This window comes from Myroides sp. N17-2 (genome assembly GCF_002286775.1).
Lineage (GTDB): Bacteria > Bacteroidota > Bacteroidia > Flavobacteriales > Flavobacteriaceae > Flavobacterium.
The window spans coordinates 20,859-39,659 of the sequence record NZ_NSGJ01000045.1; the positions used below are offsets into that span (position 1 = coordinate 20,859).

At 34.6% G+C, this 18,801-nt stretch carries 12 protein-coding genes; 3 read left to right on the forward strand and 9 right to left on the reverse strand.

The features are described 5' to 3' along the window. Positions 1-2 precede the first annotated feature (2 nt). Complete coding sequence (locus CF599_RS16040; RefSeq protein ID WP_121966986.1) at positions 3-1,064, forward strand: hypothetical protein; 1,062 nt, start codon at positions 3-5, stop codon at positions 1,062-1,064. A 143-nt stretch (positions 1,065-1,207) separates the two neighbouring features. Here the strand turns inward: CF599_RS16040 and CF599_RS16045 are convergent, their stop codons facing one another. Continuing rightward, positions 1,208-2,410, reverse strand: coding sequence for a hypothetical protein (locus tag CF599_RS16045; RefSeq protein ID WP_254050338.1), 1,203 nt, complete (start codon positions 2,408-2,410; stop codon positions 1,208-1,210). A 455-nt stretch (positions 2,411-2,865) separates the two neighbouring features. On the opposite strand from CF599_RS16045, the gene CF599_RS16050 reads away from it, so the two are divergent. Continuing rightward, entirely contained in the window at positions 2,866-3,867 is a 1,002-nt protein-coding gene (locus CF599_RS16050) for a 2-hydroxyacid dehydrogenase (protein WP_121966988.1), read from the forward strand. Between the two features lie 116 nt (positions 3,868-3,983). Here CF599_RS16050 and CF599_RS16055 read toward each other — a convergent pair whose 3' ends face one another. Together CF599_RS16055 and CF599_RS16060 are read right to left on the reverse strand one after the other, a co-directional pair. After that, positions 3,984-6,353, reverse strand: coding sequence for an outer membrane beta-barrel family protein (locus tag CF599_RS16055; RefSeq protein WP_121966989.1), 2,370 nt, complete (start codon positions 6,351-6,353; stop codon positions 3,984-3,986). Between the two features lie 30 nt (positions 6,354-6,383). Further along, positions 6,384-8,765, reverse strand: coding sequence for an outer membrane beta-barrel family protein (locus CF599_RS16060; RefSeq protein WP_121966990.1), 2,382 nt, complete (start codon positions 8,763-8,765; stop codon positions 6,384-6,386). A gap of 419 nt (positions 8,766-9,184) precedes the next feature. Here CF599_RS16060 and CF599_RS16065 point away from each other — a divergent pair, with 419 nt between their 5' ends. Next, the gene (locus tag CF599_RS16065) at positions 9,185-9,469 is read left to right on the forward strand and encodes a helix-turn-helix domain-containing protein (RefSeq protein WP_121966991.1); all 285 of its coding nucleotides are present in this window, start codon (positions 9,185-9,187) and stop codon (positions 9,467-9,469) included. A gap of 139 nt (positions 9,470-9,608) precedes the next feature. On the opposite strand, the gene CF599_RS16070 is transcribed toward CF599_RS16065, so the two are convergent. From CF599_RS16070 to CF599_RS16095, 6 genes are all read right to left on the reverse strand, one after another. Next, a complete protein-coding gene (locus CF599_RS16070; RefSeq protein ID WP_121966992.1) occupies positions 9,609-10,610 on the reverse strand; it encodes a beta-ketoacyl-ACP synthase III in 1,002 nt (333 codons plus the stop codon). Positions 10,611-10,930: 320 nt separating this feature from the next. Continuing rightward, positions 10,931-11,824, reverse strand: coding sequence for an AraC family transcriptional regulator (locus CF599_RS16075; RefSeq protein ID WP_121966993.1), 894 nt, complete (start codon positions 11,822-11,824; stop codon positions 10,931-10,933). 177 nt (positions 11,825-12,001) lie between these two features. Then, positions 12,002-15,187 (reverse strand): efflux RND transporter permease subunit, encoded by a 3,186-nt coding sequence (locus CF599_RS16080; protein WP_121966994.1) that lies wholly within the window; start codon positions 15,185-15,187, stop codon positions 12,002-12,004. 27 nt (positions 15,188-15,214) lie between these two features. Further along, on the reverse strand, positions 15,215-16,276 hold the full coding sequence (locus CF599_RS16085; RefSeq protein ID WP_121966995.1) for an efflux RND transporter periplasmic adaptor subunit: 1,062 nt from the start codon (positions 16,274-16,276) through the stop codon (positions 15,215-15,217). A 17-nt stretch (positions 16,277-16,293) separates the two neighbouring features. Continuing rightward, positions 16,294-17,613, reverse strand: a complete 1,320-nt coding sequence (locus CF599_RS16090) for a TolC family protein (RefSeq protein WP_121966996.1) — start codon at positions 17,611-17,613, stop codon at positions 16,294-16,296. After that, positions 17,610-18,215 carry a TetR/AcrR family transcriptional regulator gene (locus CF599_RS16095; protein WP_121966997.1) on the reverse strand — a complete coding sequence of 202 codons (606 nt, stop codon included), beginning with the start codon at positions 18,213-18,215 and terminating at the stop codon, positions 17,610-17,612. Before CF599_RS16095 ends, CF599_RS16090 begins: the two co-directional genes overlap by 4 nt. Between the last annotated feature and the right edge of the window lie 586 nt (positions 18,216-18,801).

Below are 18,801 nucleotides of genomic sequence, written 5' to 3' on the forward strand. Positions count from 1 at the left end.
TTATGAATTATAATCTAGAGATACAGAAAATACTACTTAAAGTAGAGGAATTACCTAGTTTTACAGACAAAGTCAAAGCTTTAAAGGAAGCTATTGCCATTGCTGATAAACACAATGATTTGGATTGGGGATTTGACCTGAGATTGACACTAATTCAGAAAGAGAGAAATACTTCTAAATGTGAAGAGAGTTTTCCTGCATTTGCTTGGATACTGAATGCGAGTGATTCTAATGAAGATTATTTTGATGAATCGGAGTTCCTATGGGAGTATAAGTGGATGTATTGTTCTGCATATCGCAATGCAGCTATCTCTACCGAACAAATTAAAGAGATAGGGGATGATTTAAGAAGACGTCTTAAAAAGAACGGATATAGTGATCGTGCTTATTATAATGTAGTGACGGGTTATGCTCTTCACTTAAGGGACTATAAGTTGGCTCAGGAGTATATAGAGCTAGCTGACGCGGAGATTATAGATGATATGGCTAACTGCCCAGCGTGTGAATTAGATACTAAGGTAGAGACTTTACTTGATTTAGGTTTTATAGATGAGTCATTAGTGAAAGCACAAGACTTGATTAATAAAAAGCTTACTTGTTATTCTATGCCGTTTCAGACTTTCTGTAGTTTTGCAAATAAGCTATATGATGCAGGTGATGATAGAGCGAGTATATACTTTGACAAAGCATTAGAAGAATATCACGCACACGATCAATATGATAGCTCTGTAGGTTATTCTATGGGACAATTAGTATCTTATATGCATAAGACTAATTATCCTGAAGTATGGACATTCTTTAGTCGTGTAGCTGAATGGCAGATAGGAGCGGAGGATGTACATATTTATAACTTCGCTAAGGTCATGATTCCTTTATTTAAAGGAGAAGGGCAAATAGAATTAAGTTTATCACCACTATTACCTTATTATCAGGAATCAGGTGTATATCAAAAGGCAGACTTGTATAATTATTTTAAAGAAACGGCTTATGAGTATGCAGCTCGTTTTGATGTACGTAATAACAATACTAATTTTAAAGATGAAGTAGACGGAGTATTAAGTTAATCCTCTTCTAAATACAACATACTAAGGCAAGGACTGTTTCAAATAGTTCTTGCTTTTTTTATGTGCTTGGTTCACTGAAAAAAAGCCACTCATCGAGTGGCTTAGATATATTGTATTGTTGACTGTGAGTCAAATATAATTTGTTAGAATAGACTGATTTGACCAGCTTGTTCGATTTTCGAAACCTTCTTTTCTTTTTTCTTGTCTTTCTTAGGTTTGTTTTCGCTTGCATCAGGTTCTACCGTTTCTAAATCGAATATCTCTATTTGCATTACGTCTTTAGTAGGTAGTGTTTCTTCTTCAACAAGAATACTCGTAGTATCATCTGAATGAACAGTGTTACTAGTATTTTCTATTATAGGAGCATTTACTAGATCATCTGCATCTACATTAATCCCTGTTTTGGCGATATTAAATAACTCATTATACTTCGGATTACTGAATGATACTTTTTCTACAGCAGGCTTCTTGTTTTCACTTTCCACACTATCCTCCGTAGTTATTCTTTCCCAATCTAACTTAGGCTGACTCTCAGGCGTTATTGGCATAAACAAGTCTTCCTCTGTGGTATAGACTGTTTCTTGTGTAGGAAACTCTTCCGATTTAGGCTCTTCAGTAGTATTATCTAATGCTATAGTTTGCAACTCTATTTCTACCTCCGCTACAGATTCTAATGGCATAATAGACTGTTCTGTCTCATCATTAGTAGTAAATGGTTGTTCTTTTATACTAGTTTCTTCTTCGAATAACTCCTTATTACTTAGAGTTGCTTCTTCAGTTGTTTCTAAAGTAGAGAAGATTTCTGAAGCTTCTGTAGTAGGTGTAAAGTCAATTAGGTTATTCTCTTGAATAACTTCATCGCTTACTTCTTCTTCAGAGAAAGCCTCTGTTAAATCAAATAAGATAGGTATTTCTATTTGGTCTGTATTAGTAGTTGTGTTCTCTTCATATCCTTCTAATACTAGCTTTTTCTCTTGGTTTACCTCTATAATGTCCTCTGTAATTACATCATCTTGAAGATCCTCATCTATAATCGTAATATCTTCTTCTTTGGCGAAAATATCAAGTTTATTATTAAGTTCAGTAATGAGTCTTTTGATCTTTTTGATGTGTAAGTTATCACTAAATAGTTGTTTCTCATATACAGCGTCTAATAACTTGTATAGAGAATAAGCTTCGTGGTACTTTAAAACAAGCGAATGCTTCTTGTTGTGATCTAAGATAGAGACCTGTTTCTGTATTGTTTTTGCTTTGTCTTCTAACTTGTTTATTAAATCTTCTTTGATGCTTATTAGCAACGCGTCAGTTACGTTTTCTACAAGATAATCATCCGTATGCTTTACCATTTTTATGACTGTAAGCAGTACGTCATTATTTAATTTAAGTTGAATTTTTGCAATCATTTTACTAGCGAAAAGGCTTATTTTAATAGGGTTCGAGAAAGTCTACAAAATAATGAAAAAATATTGTAAGTACTACGTCTTTAGTAGAAAATATTATTAATACAAACTCTTTACAGCCTTATGTGTTTCGTTGTATTTATATGTTTTGTAAGTGGTTGGTAAAGTTGAGTTTAAGGAAGTGTTTTAAAGTATATAATATTGAATAGAATGAATAATGATTAGCCATTCTAGTAGAACAGGTTATTGTTATAGGGAAGGCTATTCGAAATTGGCAGTTTTTGGCTTAAAAGAAGTCGCAAATTGTGTTATAGTGGTTTTTTATCAGTAACTTTAATAGGTGAAATAAAGCAATGACTTTGTTTCTACTTTGAATAGTAATAATATAAAAATAGTAAGATATGAAGATTGCCTTTTTTTCAACACAACCTTATGATGTAACTTTCTTTGATAAAGAAAATAAGCAATTTGGATTTGAGTTTGAGTATTTCGAAACTGGTTTAGATGAACAAACGGTTAATATCATCACAGAAGGAACAGATGTAGTCTGTGTATTCGTAAATGATAAGGTAGATGCTGAGGTGATAGAAAGCCTTGTAAGCAAAAAGGTTAAATACATAGCACTGCGTTGCGCAGGTTTTAATAATGTAGATTTAGAAGCAGCACATAAACATAATATAAGAGTATGTCGTGTACCTGTGTATTCGCCAGAAGCTGTAGCTGAGCATACGCTTGCGATGTTATTTACGATCAACAGAAAGATTCACAAAGCATATAACCGTGTCAGAGAACAGAACTTCTCATTAAACGGATTATTGGGTACGAATATTTATAAAAAGACTGTAGGTATCATCGGTACAGGTAATATCGGAGCGGTATTCTGCCGTATGATGAAAGCCTTAGGAACAGAAGTATTAGCTTATGATATTTATCAAAATGAGGAGCTACTTAAAGATGGGATTGTACGTTATGTAGAATTAGATGAGTTATTCTCTAAGTCTGATATCATCTCTCTACACTGTCCATTGACTCCTGAGACACTTCATATTATTAATGAAGAGAATATCAATAAGATGAAAGATGGTGTGATGTTAATCAATACGAGTAGAGGTAAACTTATCGATACACATGCTATTATTCAGGCGTTGAGAAGTAAAAAAATAGGTGCTTTAGGAATAGATGTATATGAACAAGAAGAGAAAGTATTCTTTAGAGATTTATCGGGAACTATCTTAGAAGATGAGCGTTTGCAGTTGTTAACGTCTTTCCCGAATGTATTAGTAACTGCTCACCAAGCGTTCTTTACGGATGAAGCATTATCTCAGATTGCTTATGTGACATTAGATAACGTGAAGCAATTCAAGGCTAATAATAAGATAGAAGGTAGAAATGCTGAACTATAATAAATTATAATACTTTGATAGAAAGTGCTTTAAAGTAGTGTTTTCTTAGGAGATAAATAAAAAAAGCTAGTATTGATGAGATACTAGCTTTTTTGGTAATAAGAAAATCTAACTAACTAATTGCTTCTATTTTTATCTTCGAAGACTGCTTCTTTTATATCTTTTTTGTTTTTAGAGTTACCGAAAGTGTATGACGCACTTATACTGAATCGACGAGAGTTCCACGAGTTGCTAAATGTCTGTACGTTTTCTTTATAGTACGATGTTCCATTACTTTTTCCTGTGTTAAAGATGTCTTGCATATTCACGTTAATATTCAGTTTTTTGTCTAGTAACGCTAATTTAGCTCCTAATGTTAATGAGCTATATGAACTATACTGTGTGTTGTCTTCTTTATGTGGTATTTGATGATACCAGTTAAGTAATAATTTTAATGTTTTAGAGCTATTAACAGAGAATGTATTCTGTGAATAATAATCAAATAGATTTCCTTTAAATCCTATCTGTGTTGCATTTGCATTTCTGTAATATGGTGAAGACTGTATATATTCCAAACCAGTATTTGTTTCCCACCAAGCTGTAATTACATTATTATAAGATACATCAATACCATAGTTATCACTGTTCAGCATATTATAAGTTGAACTCACAAATACACCATCTACATACCTATTCATATAATCAAATTGATCTGTCATATGATAGTAATTAAGGTTTACAGATAATGCTCCTTTAAACACATAACTTAATTCATAATTATTAGTATAAGAAGGATTAAGTTCAGGATTACCTTGGTGATATGTGTAGCTATTAGAATAGTACTTAAAGGGATTTAACGCGTTAGAATAAGGTCTATTGATACGTTTAGAGTAGTTAAAACTAAATGTATGAGTCTCATTAGGAGTATAAGATATATATGCAGTAGGAAACCATTTGCCATACGACTTTGTGAACTTCTCATCCGTGTCTAATAGGTGTCCTTTTGCTTCTGTTTGTTCATAGCGCATTCCTCCTTTAACGCTCCATTTATCAGATAGTTTCTTCGTTAAACTAATATATCCTGCATAGTTGTCCTCTGTATAATTAAAACGATTACTCTTAAGAGGATCTAATAGCGCATTTCCATCCTTAATATTAAAATAGACTACTTGAGCTTTATTGTCATAAGTAGTATACTTTGTACCTAATTCAACATCTGCCCAAGAAAAGTGATAGTTTAAGTCAGCATTTACACTGTATACACTATATTTAAGTGTATTGGTATAGGTGTTATATCTTCTAAGAATAGAGCTATTATCATATTCTTTAATATCAAAATACTGATCAGGTGAATTAGAGAAATAGTTGGCACCAATAGCTAGTTTACTACCTAAAGTGTCAAGTTTCTGATCAAAGAATAAGTTAGCTGTGTGATAGTTATTCTTAGTGTCGGATTGGTTTACCGAATTAATAATTGAATCAGTTACTGCAAATGGGTGGCTCTTATATGTAGAAGTAGTTATTGCACTTGGTTCTCCAGTAGATCTAGTGTAATTATAAGATCCGCCTATAACAGCATTGTCAGTTAATTGATAGTTGGTCGTAAGACTCGCTCCTCTATTTTTGTATATCTGATTATTCTCAGAGTGGTTATCTAGAGACCTTTTATCATCTTTATAAGTATTATTATTTGTATTAGCACTGTTGCTATTATTGATGTTGCCTTTTAGCATTACACTCCATTTTTTGTTCTGATAGTTTAAGCTACCATTACTACCAACAGTATTATAATTATTATAAGCATAGTTAGAACTAACTGTTCCGTACATCCCCATGCGTTTATTCTTTTTCAGTACGATGTTAATGATACCTGCATTACCACTAGCTTCATACTTGGCAGAAGGAGTAGTGATAACCTCTATTTTTTCTATATCATCAGAGCGCAGTGTGCGTAGGTAATTAGTCAGAGCATCACCCTGTAGTTCTAGCATTCTATCGTCTACCATAATGCGTACATTGCTTTTACCACTGATACTAATCTTGTCATTCTGTACTTTCACCATAGGTGTAGTTGCTAAAGCTTCTAAGGCATCCATTCCTTGTGAAGCTACGCTATTCGCTGTGTTATAGACTAGTCTATCCACCTTGCGCTCCACTAATCTCTTTTCAGCAGTTAGTACGATCTCGTCTAGCTGTTGTTCATTCTTAATAAGGATGTTCTTAAGATCTACATTACTATTTACTTCTAGTTTCTGTTCATTGACTAAATGGCCTAAGTAATAGATTTTAAATATGTAATTGCCGTTTACCACATTTTCTATAGTGAATAGCCCTGCCTCATTGGTAAAACTTTGTTTTACGAAAGTCTCATCAGGGTGTAGTAGTTGTATTTCAGCATAGTCCATAGGCTTATTGACCTGGTCTAACACAGTCCCCTTTATAGAAGACTGGGCTAGTATGATCTGACTACACAGGATAGTTAATAGTAATGTAAATAGTTTTTTCATCGTTAGTTAGTAGTAATTCTTTGTGTATTCTTATTTTCTGTCTTTTTCATCAGAGTTACCTCCTTGGTGGTCTCTTACTTTTATTTTGCTATTTCCGAATGAGTAACTCACTCCTACATTTACATAACGTTGATCATAGTAGTTATAATATTCTTGACGTACATTATTTGTATTTGTAATAGCTGTATGTGAACTAGTCTTTAATATGTCATTAGCATATATTGATAGGTTTAGCTTTTTATCTAACATAGCGTATTTTATCCCTAAGTTTAATGCATAAACCTGAGTTATTTCCCATATACTAATTTTTAGACTCGGTTGGTACCAGAAGTCTACTTGAGCAGTCCATGTTTTAGACGCATTTAAGTTTAATGTGTTATTAGTTGAGAAGTAATATCCCCCTCCACTATTCATGTCTAAGTTCACATCTTTGCTAAGTTTAGATTCTGCATAGAATACATAGATACCATTTTGAGATTGTAACCAAGGGAAGGTATTAAATGTATAGCTTAAATTAGCACTGTATCTTGTGGGATTTTCTACGTTATCACGTAAGTAAAGCGTTTTATTATTATCCACATCAATTACAGGGTACTGAGTAAAATTGTCTTTTGTATTAGAGTAAGACATATTAAAGTCTAATTTGCTTTTATATGTGTAATTAAACTCTATTTTATCTGTAAAAGCAGGTGAGATAGAAGGATTACCTTGTGCCACACTGTACTCCGTGATATACCATTTAAAAGGATTTAATTCCCAGAATGCCGGTCTAGCGATACGTCTGTTATAGTTAATAGAGAAGGTGTTGTCATCATTCACTTTATATGCTATATATACCGTAGGGAATAGCTTCGTATAGGTTTTCTTATTCTCTGTATCATAAACTACAGATGTACCCGTAGTCTGAGTGTTCTCTAGTCTTAATCCTAACTGTACTGTCCATTTATCATTAAATTCTCTAGACGCATTTAAGTACACCGCTTGTGTGTTCTCTTTGTATTCGAAGTTGTCCTTTTGTTTTAAGTCTTCTATGGCTACTCCTGATGAGTAGTCAATGAAGTTTGTTTTATTTTTTGTTACTACGAAACTCGCTTTCGCACCATACGATAACTTAGCCCATTTCAGCGGTTGTTCGAAGTCTATTTTAGCACTGAAGTTTTCTATTTTTTGGTCACCTGCTGACTTAGCTATGAACAGGTTGTTAACAGAGTTATCAACAGCTTCTGTTTTTGTGTTGAAAAGTCGCTCTTTGTTATTCACAAAACTGAAATAGTCCACATCAGCAGTAAACTTAGTTCCTACTGTATCAATCTTATGCATAAAATTTACGTTAGCTGAGTGAGTGTTATTAACTCCATCATTATCTGCGTGACTTCTAACATATTTTATAGGGTTATCAACAAGGTTATTAACAGTTATAAGTCCTCCATCATCAAATTTAGGACTTCCGCTTCCTCCATTATACTGACCACCTATAGAAGTCTTTTCTGTCAGTTGATAGTCAACTTGGAAGTTACCAGAGATGTAGTCGTTATTGTTATAGCGAGTATTCTTTCCATTCCAAGTCTCAGTAGGGTAGTACACTGTAGAATTCTCTATTACGTTATAGCCACCTTTTGTTCCTGTTACTCCAGCTTTAATAGATACTTTGTCTTTATTATAGCTAAAACTATTACTTAATCTAAACAAATTTTTTGTACTTTGTTTATAACCAGCGCTGATTTGATTACTCCACGCATCAGGTAACGCTTCTTTTAGTACAATGTTAATAAGTCCACTGTCTCCCTCTGCCTCATATTTAGCAGGTGGAGTTGTGATTACTTCTATCTTCTTGATATTGTCAGAAGGGATACTTTTTAAGTACTGTAGTAATTGTTCACCAGATAATTGAATTAGTTTGTCGTTGATCATCACACGCACCCCACTTTTACCAACTATAGAGATTGTTTCATTGTCTACTTTTAGACTTGGTGTAAGTTTTAATAAATCTACAGCATCGTTATTCGTAGCGTGTACAGAGTTCTCGATATTGAATACTGTACGGTCTACTTTTCGTTCGAATACTTTCTTTGTTGACTCTACTACTATTTCGTCAAGTTTAGTATCTTGTTCTATAGATATTATCCCTAGATCAAGGTCTTTATTTACCTCTATATTCTTATCATACGCTTTCACACCATAGCTATGGATCTGGAAAGAGTAAGTATTATTAGCTATATCGTGTATTTCGAATGTACCGTTTTCATTAGTAAGGGCTGACTGTACTAAGTTTCCATTTGTATCTATTAGATAAACCTCTGCTATGTCTACAGGAGTTTTATCTGTTGCTTGTACTATGCCTTTTATATTATTTTGTGCACTTACGCTTAAAGCTGTTAAGAATAATGCAGTTGAGATAAATAGAGTTTTCATTGTTTCTAAATGATTGTTAGTTGTAAATGATAATTCTATTTGTGTGCCAATAATAAATAAAAAACGTAAGATGTTGTTTTATAGTTTGTTGTGTTTTTGTGTAATGATGGTGTTGTTCATTATCGAACAGTGGATTTTATAAAAATGAACAATATGGAGAAACAGTAAGGTCTATAAACAGAGAAAACTGCTTAGGGAAAAGCAGTTTTCTAAGGCTAGTTTATATGATTAGATATATTCAATATGAAATTATAATCACTTTGAGCTAGACTTGGCTTGTTGTTTATGAAAATTTGTAATACAAAATTAAGTATATTTTTGATATGTTTTACTTTTTAAGTAGAAAAGTGGTACTTTTGTTTGAGAATTAAGTTGAAATTTAGTAGTTTAGAAGAACGTCAGATTAAAAGTAAACAGCTATGGATGCAGATAAGATAAAAAGTATAAGAAAAAATTCAGGCTATTCACAAGAGTATGTAGCTGAGAAATTAGGAATATCACAAAAGGCATATTCTGATATAGAGAGTGGAAAGACAAGATTAAAAAATGAGGTATTACACGAGATAGCGAAGATATTAGAGATATCTCCAGCAGTTATATGTCCGATATCTTGTGAGTGTATTTTCGATATTGAAAGTAAACATAAGGAGCTATTAGCATTCTTAGATGCTAAGGGAATTGAATATCCTGCCAAGTTTCTTTAATCTGAATTTAAGTTAATATTTATTAACTAGAAGTATATGTATTGAGATTAGTATGATCTCAATATCCAATAAGAATAGATAAAAAAAACCTCAAAGTAGTATATTTCTACCTTGAGGTTTTTTTATATGTGGTAATTTCTTAGATAGACCAGCGTAAGATACTTGCTCCCCACGAGAAGCCTGCTCCGAAAGCAGTTAGTAGTACTAAATCTCCTTTTTTGATTTTGTTTGTATTTTCCCAAATGCACAGAGGAATAGTAGCGGCTATAGTATTACCGTAGTTAGCGATATTTACTAGTGTCTTATCCTCCTGTATATTGATCTGTTTACCGACAGCATCTATAATTCGCTTATTTGCTTGATGAGGTACTAACCAATTCACATCATCTATAGTTAGGTTGTTTCGATCTAGAACATCTAGGCAAGCTTCACTCATAGATTGTATCGCTTGTTTAAATACTACCTTACCATCCTGTTTGATATACTTCTTATCGTCATCTTCTTCTAGCTCAGAGTAAGGATATAATGAACCTCCAGCTTCTATGTTTAAGAAAGCCTTTCCTTGCCCGTTGCTTTGCATTAATGCATCTATAACACCTGTTTCTTTAGAGGGTTCTAACCATACGGCACCTGCACCATCTCCAAATAAGATATTCGTAGAACGATCGTTGATATTCACATAAGCACTTATCTTATCAGCACCGATTACAACTACGTTTTTATAGCGTTGACTCTCTACTAGAGACGCTCCTAAGTCTAGCGCATATAAGAATCCAGAGCAAGCAGCATTCACATCGAATCCCCATACGTGGTCGATACCTAACTTTTCGCAAATGATATTAGCTGTTGCAGGCATCGGCATATCCGGCGTAGATGTAGCGACGATAATAGCATCTATATCTGTAATCTTTTTGTTATAATTAGCAAGTAGGTCTTCTATAGCAGATACAGCCATATCTGAAGTAGCTAGGCCTTTCTCAAGTATTCTGCGTTCTTTTATACCAGTGCGTTTAATGATCCATTCATCATTAGTATCTGTCACTTTGGCTAGATAGTCATTGGTTCTTTTGTGTTCCGGGACATATCCTCCTATGGCTGTTATGTTGGCGTATATAGTTTTGGAGGTTGTTGTATTACTCATATTGTTATGCGTCTTTATTTCAAGTGAGTTGTTTTGCCTCAACTCTTGTCATTGTTAGTATTTGCACTTCAAATATCCGAATATTACGACACTTTTGAATAGATAATTAAACGTTTAAAATTGTTTAAAAGACGCTTTTATACCAAAACCTTCTAAATAATTTAACCCAGAATTAGGGATAAACATAGAAACGAAAAGTAATTATACAAAATAGGATAAAATTAGTGACTTAAGTATATTATAATTTGCCTCAAGGACTAATGAAAGAGCTATGAAGTAGGAAATTTATAGTATTTAGCTAACGTTGATTCAGGGCTTAACTAGGTATTCTTATAATCCGTAGGAGATACACCCGTATAGGTTTTAAAGAACTTACTGAATACAGATAAGTCTGCGAAGTTTAATTCACTGACAATATCCGTGATAGATGACTTAGGGTTTTTAAGTAAGACTTTAGCTTCTAGAATTATCGTGTCAGAGATGATTTGCTTTGGTGTTTTGTGAAATACTTCTGCCACTACCTTTGTTAAGTGTTTTCTACTGATAAACATAGCGTCAGCATAGAACTGTACACTGCGTTCTTTTTTAAAATGAATAGAAACTAGATAGATAAATTTCTTCACTAATTCTTCTTTGCGTTGTAGCTTGATATCATTTTTCTCTAGAACAGCTTTGCTATAGAAGTTGCCTAACTCATACATCAAAATAGAGAAGTGATGCACGATGAGGTTTTTCCCATAGATATTATCGTTGTTATAGCTAAGTTGTGTTAATCTCTTTAGTGTATTTCTGATTACTCTAACTACATCTTTCGTTAAGGAAATTACCTTTGGATATTCCGAAGATAAGAATGAGATTAAACTATGAGATTTGACTTGAAAGCCTGCTTCTGAGAATAGATCAGGATCTATGAATACTGCCTTAACAGAGAAGTCTTCTGTCAATCTTTTAATTTCAAAGAATTGATTAGGAAGTACTACTAGTAAGTCGTCCTTCTTTACGATAGTAGGCTCTAGGTTAATCGTGATTTCGCATCTCCCTCCCGTCACTAGTATAAGTCCAAAAGTGGTAAACTGATATGGTTTATCCACTACGAAGTATTGTTTATGCTTCGGGCCAATATCTAAGATAGCTAGCCTTCTGTCCGTTAAGACATTCTTATAGCGATTAGTGATGTCGCTTAGAGAGTAGACTTGTATATAAGAAGTATTCACTAGAGAATTTGGTTTTAAATATTTTCTAAAAGTAATAATTTGAGACTAGATAGAAGTTAATATAGATTAATAAAGTCAAGAGTTAATATTTAGCCACATCATAACTTCGAGATATAAAAAAAGGGTGAGACATTTATCTCACCCCATTGCATTTGGTTGTTGTTATAATATGTAATTCTATTTGTGGTCAACATGTTTAGAAGCGAATTCATCTATGAACCCTTCATTATAATCGTAATCTGCATTCATTAAGTGTTCGTAATTTACCTTTTCTTTCTTTCCAAATCGATTACCGATTTTGTCGAAGATAGAGTATATAATAGGCACGATTACTAAGGTTAATAATAAGGAAGATAACAGCCCTCCGATGATTACTACAGCTAATCCATTGTTCATCTCAGCTCCCGCACCACTCGCTAAGGCAATAGGCACCATCCCTATAACCATTGCGATAGTCGTCATTAAGATAGGGCGAAGACGAGCGTGGTTAGCCGCGATTAGCGCATCGTGTACACTGTCTCCTGCCTGTACTCTGTGATTAGCAAAGTCGACTAGTAGGATGGTATTCTTACACACTAGACCGATTAGCATAATGATCCCTAATATCGTGAAGATATTCAGTGATATATTAGCGATAGCCAGTGCTAATAAGGCTCCAATGAATGACAATGGTACAGAGAAGATAACTATAAATGGCTTAGAGAAACTATCATATAGGGCTACCATCACTAGGTATACTAATATAATAGCCGCTAATAAAGCCACTCCTAATGTACCGAATCCTTCTTCTTGATCCTCCATCGTACCTGTCCATAGGTATTTTACTCCTGGTTTTATCTTTAAGGTTTCAAACTGTGGTACCCACTCTTCGGCTATAGCACCTGGAGCACGACCTATTGTTTGAGACTTGATGGTCACTGATGGACTCTTATCTCTACGCTCTAAGATAGAAGGCCCTGAACTGTATTTAATATCAGCGAATTGGACTAGTTTAATGTCTTGACCGACGTTGTTTTTAAAACTGATTTCTTTTACGTCATCGATAGTTGTTCTCGCGTATTCTTGGAACCTAATATTGATGTCGTATTCATACTCACCTGCTCTAAACTTACCATCTTTATTCCCATTAAACGCTGTCTGCATAGTCATACCCACAGTGTACATATCTAGTCCTAACGCTGCCATCTTATCACGGTTCACCTGTACGTTAATCTCTGGACTACCTGTCTCAGTCGTTAGTTTGGTCTCCATCGTACCTGGTATCTTGTCTAGCAAGTCCTTTGCTTGGATAGCGAAGTCCATCGCATCGTCTAAGGTAGCTCCTGTTACTGTTAATGCTAGTGGTGCCTCTTCAGCTCCGATTAATCCTACTGGTACTGTCTTTATCTTAGCATCTGCAATAAGTGGTGTCAACTCGTTCTTTAACTTTGCCGCATATACGAATGAGTTCTCCTTACGTTGCTTCTTATCTGTTAAGATAACGTGTATCTCAGACTTGTATTTAGTAGCTTGCGCTCCTCCATATCCTTCAGAAGACTGACCTACTGTAGTGATCATATCTACCACCTCTGGTTTAGTACTTAAGAAGTCTTCTACTCTTTGAGTTACTTTATTCGTCTGTTGAAGTGACGCATCTTTATCTAATTCTAATTGTACTAAGAATTCTCCCTTATCTGTCTTAGGGAAGAACTCTGCTCCGATATATCCCATCGGCAACAACGCTATCGAACCAAAGAATGATAAGGCTACGATGATAATCACGATAATAGTATTCTTAGTAGAGTTTAACGACCATACTAATAGATTAGATATAGTATGTGTGAACGCATTTAATCCCTTCTCAAAACCGTGTATAATCTTACCAAAGAATGTAGATGGCTTAATCACCTCGATACGTCCATATCTAGAGAATAACCAAGGTACGATGGTAAATGATACTAATAGCGATAATAAAGTAGCTATAATTACAGTTACACAGAACTGTTTAATGATATTCGGCACTAGACCTGATGACATGGCGATAGGTAAGAATACCACCACGATAACTAATGTAATCGCTGTAACTGTAAATCCTATCTCTTTCGCTCCATCATAAGAGGCACGTACTTTATTTTTCCCCATCTCCATATGGCGGTGAATGTTCTCGATAACTACGATGGCGTCATCGACCAAGATTCCCACTACTAGTGATAGTGCTAGAAGACTCAGTAAATTCAGGGTATATCCTAGTAAATATATTCCAATGAATGTAGCAATCAATGATAAAGGTATCGCTACCATTACGATAATCGCATTTCTAAAACTGTGTAAGAAGAATAACATTACGAATGCCACTAATACAATCGCTAAGAACAAGTCAAACATCACAGCATTAGCTGCCTCTAAGGTAAACTCAGACGAATCATTCGCTACTTTAATATTTATGTTTTGATCTTTATAGTTATTCTCTACTTCTTTTATCGTTTCGTGAGTCAGCTCACTTACGGTTACTGCATTGGCATCAGACTGTTTGATGACTTGCATTAATATCGTTGACTTTTGATTAAGACGAGCGATTTTCTCGATCTCTTTAATACCATCTTGTACATCCGCTACATCACCTAAGCGTATATCTATACCTCCTTGAGATGCTATCACTAAGTCACGCATCTCTTGTACATTCTTATATTTCCCCTCTAGGCGGATGATAGTTTGTTTGTCTTTAGACTTGACATTACCTGTAGGGAAGTCTAAGTTAGATCCTAAGATGATCTGCTGTACCATCGGTACACTTAATCCGTATGCTTCTAATTTCTTAGGGTCAAGAAGTACTTGTATCTGTCTTTCTTCACCCCCGATAAGCTCTACCTTAGCTACCCCGTTTACACGAGAGAATATAGGCTGTATCTTCTTATCTAATAAATCATATAGTTCTTTTTCTGTCAAGTCACTCGTGATACTTAGTGTCAAGATAGGCAAGTCACTTAGAGAATACTTCTGTAGGGAAGGAGGGTCTACATCTTTAGGTAGATCCTTCAGAATAGCATTGATCTTACGCTGTGCATCATTTAAGGATAAATCAACATTAGCAGTAGAGTTTAAATAAATCATTACGGTAGATAAACTCTCGAATGACATCGCTTCTACCTTCTTCACATTCTCTAGTGAGGCTACAGCATCTTCTATTTTCTTTGTCACAGTGTTCTCTATCTCAGAAGGCGAAGCTCCGGGATATACTGTGGCAACTGTAATTACGTTTACTTCAAACTTAGGAACTAATTCGTAACTCAGATTTTTATAACTAAATAAACCACCTAGTAGTAATGCGATAAACAATACTATAATTATACTAGGACGTTTTATTGATATTTCGGCTATTTTCATAAGTCGATCCTTTGGTTTTAGAGGATGTTATTTAATGATAGATACAGGTGTGTTCTCTGTCAAGTTAATTTGCCCTGAAGTAATTACTGTCTCACCGTCTTGTAGACCTTCAAGTACTTCTACGAAGTCTCCGAAATTACGACCTGCAACTACTTTCTTAGAGATGGCTTTACCTTGTACGATTGTGTAGACTAGATTAGAACTTACACTTCCTACGAACGCATTACGAGGTACTAATAAGATAGGAGTATCAGCATCCTTCTCTCCATCAAAAATAGCCGAACCATACATACCTGCTCTTAATTTGTTCTCTTGGTTATTAGCGATTAATAAGTCCACAGGATAGTTAAGCGCAGCATCTGCCTTAGGAGCGATGAAGGTTACCTTTCCTTGGAATGTATCGTTAGGTAGTACACTTGCCTTAACTGTGATGATATCCCCTTCTTTAAGATTAGCTACGTGACTCTCGTCTACATTCACTCTTAATTTAAGTTGTGCAACGTTTACTAAATCAAATAGAGGAGCACCGGGCGCTACGAATGATCCTAGCTCTACGTGTTTCTTATTGATAATACCATTGATAGGCGCTTTTACATTTGCATCAGAAGCTGTGATACGCGCTGACTTTAAGTTTGCCTCCGCATTTTTAAGCATTAGACGTACTTGGTCAAGTTGTTGTTGAGTCACTCCACCGGTCTTAAATGCACTTTCGAATCGAGTAGCATCAGCTTTAGCCGTAGCTAGAGTAGCCTCTGCATTTTGGATTTGTACATTGATTTGATCGCTATTTACTATTGCGATTACCTGACCTTTATGTACACGGCTACCTTCATCTACTAATAACTTATTAATACGGCCTGGAGTCTCTGCTGAGATGGTTACCTCTTGCTCTGGTATGAAATTACCATTAGCTTTGTAAGTAGCGTCATACACCTGTAATTTCGCTTGTTCAGCTCTTACCGTTACTTCTGCACTGCGTTCTGCTACGATAGCTGTTTCTTGATCGTTCTTCGCTTTATTACTTGATAATATATAGATAAGACCTCCTACTAAAACAACTAGTACTAGGGCTGTAATTACTTTTTTCATATTCTTATGATGTTAGATTAATCTAATAACGATTTAAGTTCTCCTTGTGCTTTTACTAATTGTATCTCTGCTAGTTTATAATCTAACATTGAGGTTGTATAGTTGTTTTCTGCTTCAGTATAAGCATTCTCAGCATTAAGTAGGTCAGTTAATGTAGCTAAGCCATTTTTATAGTTATTCTGAATATTAGATAGGATACTTTTCGCTAGACTGACATTGTCTTTCTGAATATCTATCGTGATTATGGCATTCTCTAGAGACTTCTGTGCATTGCTAAAGTCTAGTGATAAGGCTTGTTTAGTATCGTTTATTTGCACATCTACTTTTTTCTGTTCGATTTCTACTTGTCTAACTTTAGAACGAGTAGCAAATCCACTAAATACAGGTATTTTTAATTGTAGACCTACAGCTGAATTATTTGTCCAATATACTTTATCTGCGGGTGAACCTCCCCAAGGAAATTTATCTCCCATACCTTGATAAGCGAAGTTACCGAACGCTGCTAATGATGGATAGTAATCTGCAACTATTGATTTTCTCTTATATTCAAGTAAGTCTTTTTGTTTCTCTAGTAAGTGAATCTCTGTTCTGCTCTCTATTCTGTTTTCTGCTAGAATTCCTTTTTCATCTATAGTAAATGTTGTTTCAGGCATAATAATAGGAGTATTGACATCCATTCCCATAAAGAATTTAAGTGCATTCTCTTGTAAATCAATAGCATTAATAATCTTCTGTCTTGTAGCCTTGATGTTGCTTAGACTTACTTTAGTACGATCTAAATCTATCTGAGTAGCTAATCCATTTTTGTGTAGATTCTCTATAATATCCTTAATTTTAGTGGTACTCTCTATTGTGGTTTCTATCGTATTAAGCATAGCCTTCGTCTGATATACTTGATAATAGGTACTCGCTACTTTCTCTATAATCTGCTCATCGGTTAGCGTCTTATTGATAATATAAAACTCTTTAGCTGATCTAGCAGCTTTAAGTCCCATAAAGACTGCTTGATTAAAGAGAACCTGAGAAGCTGTAGCCGAAACGTTTGAATTCCACTTTAGATTAAAGGGGATCATTTGCGTTTGCCCACCCATAGTCAGTGGCATCTCTTGTATCTTCACGTTATTTAGGACATTAGCCTCTATATCTATACGAGGTAAAGCATTCGCTCTTACTTCCTCTATCTGATACTGGCTATTCTCTATATCTAGAGTCGCTTGTTTAGCCTCTGCCTTGTGTTCTAACGCATATTTTAGAGCATCTTTAAGTGTAAGAGTCTCTTGAGCATGAGCGATAAAAGCAGAGATTAGTGCTAATAGCGTGATCTTTATCGTTTTCATTGTTTTTTATTCTGGATTAGGTCTTTATACATTTTTAAGCCTTTATCAGTAGCGATACTTCTGATGTGATATTCTAAGTGTAAGGAGTGTATTTCTATATGTGTATAATCAGATTCAGGGAAGTAGTCTAGATCCTCTATGGCTGTTAGTGAGGCAATGTGAAATCTAGCGATGAAGTCTACGTCTATGTCAGATCGATATACTCCTTCTCTAATTCCTTTTTCTAAGTTCTTCTCTAATATTTTTACATATTTCTTTTCGTGAAAGACTTTTTGTTTTTGTGCTAGCTTAGGATAATATTTAGACAACTGGTAGAAACAACCTGATGAGTCTACTAAGAATATATCGTTGATATCATCAAATGCAGCTAGTAATTCGGGGATAGCTTCTCTGTCTTCTTTTACGGTTAACTCTAATTGTTGTAAAAATTTGGCGTTAATACTCGCTAAGGCTTTTTCTATCAATTCTGGCTTGGAAGAGAAATGTTGGTAGATAGTCTTCTTCGAAATGCTTAACTCAGATGCGATGTCGTCCATTGTTACAGTTTTAAATCCTTGGAGAAGGAACATTTGAGTTGCTTTTTCTAATATTTGAGTTTCCATTGTTTCGTTATTTTGTGAGGCAAATATAATATGGAAACTTTTGTAGTTTCAAAGTTTACTTAATAATTGGGGAAACTTTAACTGTGTAGTAAGTTTTTTAGTTCTAGCTAAAGCCTTGATATTACTGATTTAAATTCGTTTTATTATGGAAACTTCTTGTTTGTGGATGGTTTTTTTATGGAGTTTGATATTGAGAAAGTTTCCAATATTCCATTTTTATAGTCTGTTAATGTTACACTTAAAACCCTTTAGAAAGTGAATGGATGTGTATAGGAGTTAGGTTAGTATAAATTGTAGATTTTGGTGATTTATCAGGGAGGTTAATTGGTTGAATATTAGCTTATTTTTGGCGAAAAAATTTGAGTGGTCGCATAATGGTCGCATAGTGGTCGCATAATGGTCACATAGTTTAGACCTTTTTTGATGCGACCATTATGCGACCACTATGCGATCACTATGCGACCACTGTGTCTCGTCCTACCATAACTGTACAGTTATTGTTTATAATCCTAGTTCTAACTGTACACTTGTTTTAGTAATCCTGTCGTTACTGTACAAGTTCTTTTTCTTGTGTTTTTTTCTTATA

Coding starts and splice junctions, on each gene's coding strand:
- CF599_RS16070 (WP_121966992.1), bottom strand. CDS start 10,610: ATGAGTAATACAACAACCTCCAAAACTATATACGCCAACATAACAGCC.
- CF599_RS16090 (WP_121966996.1), bottom strand. CDS start 17,613: ATGAAAACGATAAAGATCACGCTATTAGCACTAATCTCTGCTTTTATC.
- CF599_RS16045 (WP_254050338.1), bottom strand. CDS start 2,410: ATGGTAAAGCATACGGATGATTATCTTGTAGAAAACGTAACTGACGCG.
- CF599_RS16040 (WP_121966986.1), top strand. CDS start 3: ATGAATTATAATCTAGAGATACAGAAAATACTACTTAAAGTAGAGGAA.
- CF599_RS16050 (WP_121966988.1), top strand. CDS start 2,866: ATGAAGATTGCCTTTTTTTCAACACAACCTTATGATGTAACTTTCTTT.
- CF599_RS16065 (WP_121966991.1), top strand. CDS start 9,185: ATGGATGCAGATAAGATAAAAAGTATAAGAAAAAATTCAGGCTATTCA.
- CF599_RS16060 (WP_121966990.1), bottom strand. CDS start 8,765: ATGAAAACTCTATTTATCTCAACTGCATTATTCTTAACAGCTTTAAGC.
- CF599_RS16055 (WP_121966989.1), bottom strand. CDS start 6,353: ATGAAAAAACTATTTACATTACTATTAACTATCCTGTGTAGTCAGATC.
- CF599_RS16080 (WP_121966994.1), bottom strand. CDS start 15,187: ATGAAAATAGCCGAAATATCAATAAAACGTCCTAGTATAATTATAGTA.
- CF599_RS16085 (WP_121966995.1), bottom strand. CDS start 16,276: ATGAAAAAAGTAATTACAGCCCTAGTACTAGTTGTTTTAGTAGGAGGT.
- CF599_RS16095 (WP_121966997.1), bottom strand. CDS start 18,215: ATGGAAACTCAAATATTAGAAAAAGCAACTCAAATGTTCCTTCTCCAA.